This is a genomic window from Nonomuraea deserti, assembly GCF_004348685.1.
Taxonomy (GTDB): domain Bacteria; phylum Actinomycetota; class Actinomycetes; order Streptosporangiales; family Streptosporangiaceae; genus Nonomuraea; species Nonomuraea deserti.
Genome location: NZ_SMKO01000346.1, coordinates 1 through 4,315 on the forward strand (window position 1 = coordinate 1; position 4,315 = coordinate 4,315).

A 4,315-nucleotide genomic window follows, 5' to 3' on the forward strand; every position below is an offset into this window, starting at 1 on the left:
GACTAGCCGTCGGCAGCGTCAGAAGTGTATAAGAGACAGGCCATCACCATCAGGCAGGCCGGAGTGCACGCCACGGCCGCGCTGACCGACGGCGCCCTGCTCACGGCCCTGCCCCACGCTCCCGCGGCGGGCCTCCTGGCCCACCGCGCGCTCCTGCACGCCCTCACCGACGGCGGGGCTCTCGGGTACGCGCCCGCCGGCGGCCGGCTGGGCACCCTGGCGGCGCGGCTGGGCTCGCTGGCGGGCCAGGAGAGCCTGGCCGTCCGCGTGCTGGCCACCTCGCTGCGGCTGCGCATCGCCGCCGTCGCCACCGAGCACCCCGAGCTGGCGCGCGACCCGCTCATCGTCCGGCTCGTCGAGGCGGCCGCCGCCGACCGCGATCTGGAGGCCGTACGCGCGCTGCGCGCCCTGCTCAAGGACCGCGGCGCGGTACGCGCGCTCAGCCAGATCGCCCCGGTCTTCGGCGAGGTCCTCGCCCTGCGGGCGCTCCTGGACGAGAACCCGCTGAACGACCGCACCGCCTGGCTGATCGCGACCGGCGGGGGCCACGCCACCGCCGACCCGATCACCGGCATCAGCAACCGGGCCGTCGCGGCGCTCGACACGGGGGCGGGCGCCGCGCGCAGGACCGGCCTGACCGCGGCCGAGACCGCCCGGCTCGGCTCAGAGGCGTCGCTGCTCGGCTTCCTGCGCAACATCAGCATGCTCGGCACGACGGGCCGGGCGCTCATCCAGAGCGTCGAAGGCCCCGACGGGGTCGTGCGCCACGTCGTCCAGGCGCCCGGCATGCGGGCCGGGCGCCCCGATCACGACTCACCCCAGGACCTGCTCGGAGCCTTCAGCAGCACCGTGCTCGACAGCAACCCGTACAGCCGCGCGCTGGCCGCGGCCGTCCGCGACTACGGCCTGCCGCAGGGCGCCGAGGTGGCCCTCATCGGTCACAGCGCCGGCGGCGCGGCCATCATGAACCTGGCCCAGGACGCCGGGTTCTGCGCCCGCCACACCGTCACCCACGCCGTCGCCGTCGGCGCGCCCGTCGACTTCAAACGGCCCGCCGACCCCCGCACCTGGGTCGCCAGCGTGACCAACCAGCACGACATCGTCCCCACCCTCGACGGGCAGGGCGCGGGAGCCTGCTTCGACCTGCACCCCGACTGGTACGTGGTGGACTACTCCGACGCCACGCACCTGTTCCCGCTCTGCCACGGGATCGACCGCTACATCGCCAACCTCGCCGATGACCTGCCCGAAGCCCGTGACCTGATAGCCGCGCGGCTCGCGCCGTACCGGGGGCCGGTCGTGCGCTCGCAGGCGTACCGGCTGTTCGACCACGCGCCGCGCCCCGGCGGCTTCCCCTTCCTCACCGTGCCCACCCGCGCGGTGGACGGCCCCGACGGGCCGGTCGAGCTGCCGATCAGGTGCGAGGACGGCAGCGCTCTGACGGCGTACTTCGCCGCGGACACCGCCGCGGTCGCACGCCTGCTGCACGGGACCGGCCTCGGCCGGGCCGTCGGGGTCGCGGGCCGCGCGCTCGTCTCCGTGCACGCCTCCTGGAACCGGCGCACCAGCGTGGGCGGCTACCGCGAGTTCCACGTCGGGCTCGTCGTGGCGGACCCTTGGCGGACCGGGTCACCCCGCCTCCGTCCGCTCCGGGGTGCGGACCTGATGCGGAGGGCCGACCGGCGGTGTTCGGGCAGCTTCATGGCGGGCTCCGTGGTCGACACCGCCGCCGTCCACGCCGTGGGGCCGAGGTTGTGGGGCGCCGGGCCGTATCTGGCGGCACTGGAGTTCGGGCTCACCGCCAGGAGCGTCCGCGTCGCCGTCGGCGGCCCCGGCGACCGGCTGCTCACCCTGCACGGCCCGCTCGGCCCCTGGCTGCCCGTGAACGCCCTCGACCAGGTCGGCTACGCGCGAGGAGCGGCGGGCGAGACGCTGCGCTCCTGCGTGCGCACCCGCGGGCGCGGCCGCCTGCACCCGCTCCCCCGGCTGCGGCTGACCGTTCAGCCGGGATCGGCGCACCCGCTGGCCCACCGGCTTCGCGAGCTGGGCCTCGACGGTGCCCGCCCGCTGCTGTGCCTGTCGGCCGGCACCCGCCAGATGCTTCAGGACGCCGCCGTACCCGTGCCGAACCCCTGACCGTTCCGAGGAGCCATGCCAGCCGATCCCACGGTGATCGCCGCCCATGCCCAGGTCCTGCAGTCCGACGCCCGCGCGCTCGCCGACTGCGCCGAACGCCTGCAGACGATCGGGGCGAGGTTGGAGGCCGACGACATCGCGCCTCGATGGCTGCGCGAGGCGCTCAACGCCCACCTCGCCGCCTGCGCCGCCGCCGCCGCGGACCTGACCGCCGCGGCGGCCCACCTCAACCGCTACGCCGAGCGGGCGGGCCGCTGACGCGTGGCGCTCGGCTCGTGACGGGCGGAGCCGCGCTCGACTCGCCTCGTGAACGGGCGGGCCGCGCACAGCTACGCCTCGCGGACGGCGCGGGCCGCGCTCAGCTCGCCTCGTGAACGGCGCGGGCCGCGCTTGTCGCGCAGCACCGAGAACGGGATCGTGCAGATGGCGTGGTCACCGGTGAGCGTCGTCCGGCCCGAGCCCGTCCTGACGTGCAGGGTGACCGCGTGGTCGTCCTGCTCGATGGCGGTGACCTCGTGTCCGAACCTGATGTGGGCCTTGAGTTCCTCGTAGAAGGCGGTCGGCAGCCGGTCGGCGCCGCCCTCGATCTCCTGCATGTCCTCGAACGCCCGCCCGATGATCTCGCGGAACTGCTCGATGATCGCCGCGTTGAGGTTGGACTCCCTGAAGCTCATCACGCCGTAGAGCTCGATGGCCCCCTCGGAGAACCCGCGCTCACGCAGGAAACTGCGGATGGAGTAGCGGTCGTACTCGGCTCAGATGCGGTCGAGCGCGTCCTCACCCTCCTGCGCGTACAGGTCGTGGATCTCCTGCGTGGCGGTGCGCCGCAGATCCTCGTAGGTGCGGCCGCGTTCGTGCTCGGCCAGGTCGAAGTCGACGAGCCCGGGGTCGGCGTTCAGCTCCCCCATCGTGGTCCTGACGCCCTGGAGGTAGGCCAGGGCGCTGGGATTGCCCATAATGAACGGGCGCAGGGTCAGGCCGAACTTCGCGCAGTAGGCGAGCGTGAGGTCGTGCACGCGGGGGATCCGCATCGCGCCCGCCTCGGCGTACAGGCCGGGGGCGAAGCCTCGCAGGGTGAGCACGCGCCCGCCCACCCGCTGCTGCGCCTCCGGACGACCGGCTCGTGCCCCTGGCGCATCAGCTCGTAGGCGGCGACCAGCCCGGCCATCCCGGTTCCGATGACGAGAACCCGCTTGTTGGGGCGGCCTCCCCCGGCGAGCCCCTGCTCGGCCGTGGCGACCACCTCCGCCGGCACCCTGAGATCGTGACTCGGTCTCGGCGCTCCCGCGTCGGCCGGCTCTGGCGGCATGGCCGCTGACGGGCTTTCGTTCAGGGTCCACACTCCTTCATGCTTACGTAAAGCACATGCGTGCTCACGGTAAGCGATGATACCCGCGAGGAGCGGCCCCTTGACGCGCCTTCGGCGGCTCCCTGGCGGGGCTGCCGGCACGGCGCGGACCGCGCGGCCGTCACGGCTCCCGCCGGACGATCGATACCCACCGTCAGGGGGAATATGGGGTGATTGCCGCATGTGAGGCTGGGTTGCCCCACAATGGACTGATGGCACACCCGCAGCAACCCCAGCCCCATGGGCCCTGGGGGCAACAGGGGCAACAGGGATACGGGCCGCCATCAGGCCAGGGCACCCCGCAGCCCGGATACGGTCCCCCTCAGGCCCCTGGCCATCAGCAGTACGGCCAGCCCGGCCAGCAGGGTCCCGGGCCGCACCCCGGTCAAGGCGCCTCGCCCCCCGGCTACGGGCAACCGCCCGCCCAGGGGCCCACACCGTACGACCAGGGCGGGAGCCAGTACGGCCAGAACCCCGGACAGTACGGCCAGGGCGCGGGCCAGCACGGCCAGAACCCGGGACAATTCGGCCAGGGCGCGGGTCAACACGGCCAGAACCCCGGACAGTACGGCCAGGGCCAGGCGCCTTACGGCCAGAACCCGGGACCGTACGGTCAGGGCGCCGGCCAGCAGTACGGCCAGGGGCCGGGACAGTACGGCTACGGCAACCAGGCGGGCGCGCCGCCCTACGGTTCCCCGCCACCGGGCGGCCGGAACAACAACGCCGTGCTCATCGGCGTGATCGTCGCCCTGTCGGTGCTCCTGCTCGGCGGCGGCGCGTTCGGCGCGTACGCCTATCTCAGCGCCCCCGGCCCGGCGCCCACCCCCGTCG

The 4,315-nt window shown here is 74.1% G+C and carries 4 protein-coding genes and 1 pseudogene; 3 read left to right on the forward strand and 2 right to left on the reverse strand.

Going from position 1 to position 4,315, the window contains the following annotated elements; genetic code table 11:
* Nucleotides 1–24 precede the first annotated feature (24 nt).
* Complete coding sequence (locus E1292_RS56375; protein WP_181958427.1) at nucleotides 25–2,136, forward strand: hypothetical protein; 2,112 nt, start codon at nucleotides 25–27, stop codon at nucleotides 2,134–2,136.
* 15 nt (nucleotides 2,137–2,151) lie between these two features.
* Nucleotides 2,152–2,394: a hypothetical protein gene (locus E1292_RS49575; RefSeq protein ID WP_132606747.1), complete on the forward strand. Its 243-nt coding sequence runs from the start codon at nucleotides 2,152–2,154 to the stop codon at nucleotides 2,392–2,394.
* Nucleotides 2,395–2,465: 71 nt separating this feature from the next.
* On the opposite strand, the gene E1292_RS53235 is transcribed toward E1292_RS49575, so the two are convergent.
* Together E1292_RS53235 and E1292_RS53240 are read right to left on the reverse strand one after the other, a co-directional pair.
* Entirely contained in the window at nucleotides 2,466–2,810 is a 345-nt protein-coding gene (locus E1292_RS53235; RefSeq protein ID WP_220447458.1) for an FAD-dependent oxidoreductase, read from the reverse strand.
* 81 nt (nucleotides 2,811–2,891) lie between these two features.
* Complete coding sequence (locus E1292_RS53240) at nucleotides 2,892–3,218, reverse strand: hypothetical protein (RefSeq protein ID WP_220447459.1); 327 nt, start codon at nucleotides 3,216–3,218, stop codon at nucleotides 2,892–2,894.
* 478 nt (nucleotides 3,219–3,696) lie between these two features.
* On the opposite strand from E1292_RS53240, the pseudogene E1292_RS49585 reads away from it, so the two are divergent.
* A pseudogene (locus E1292_RS49585) lies at nucleotides 3,697–4,315 on the forward strand (hypothetical protein); the annotation flags it as partial.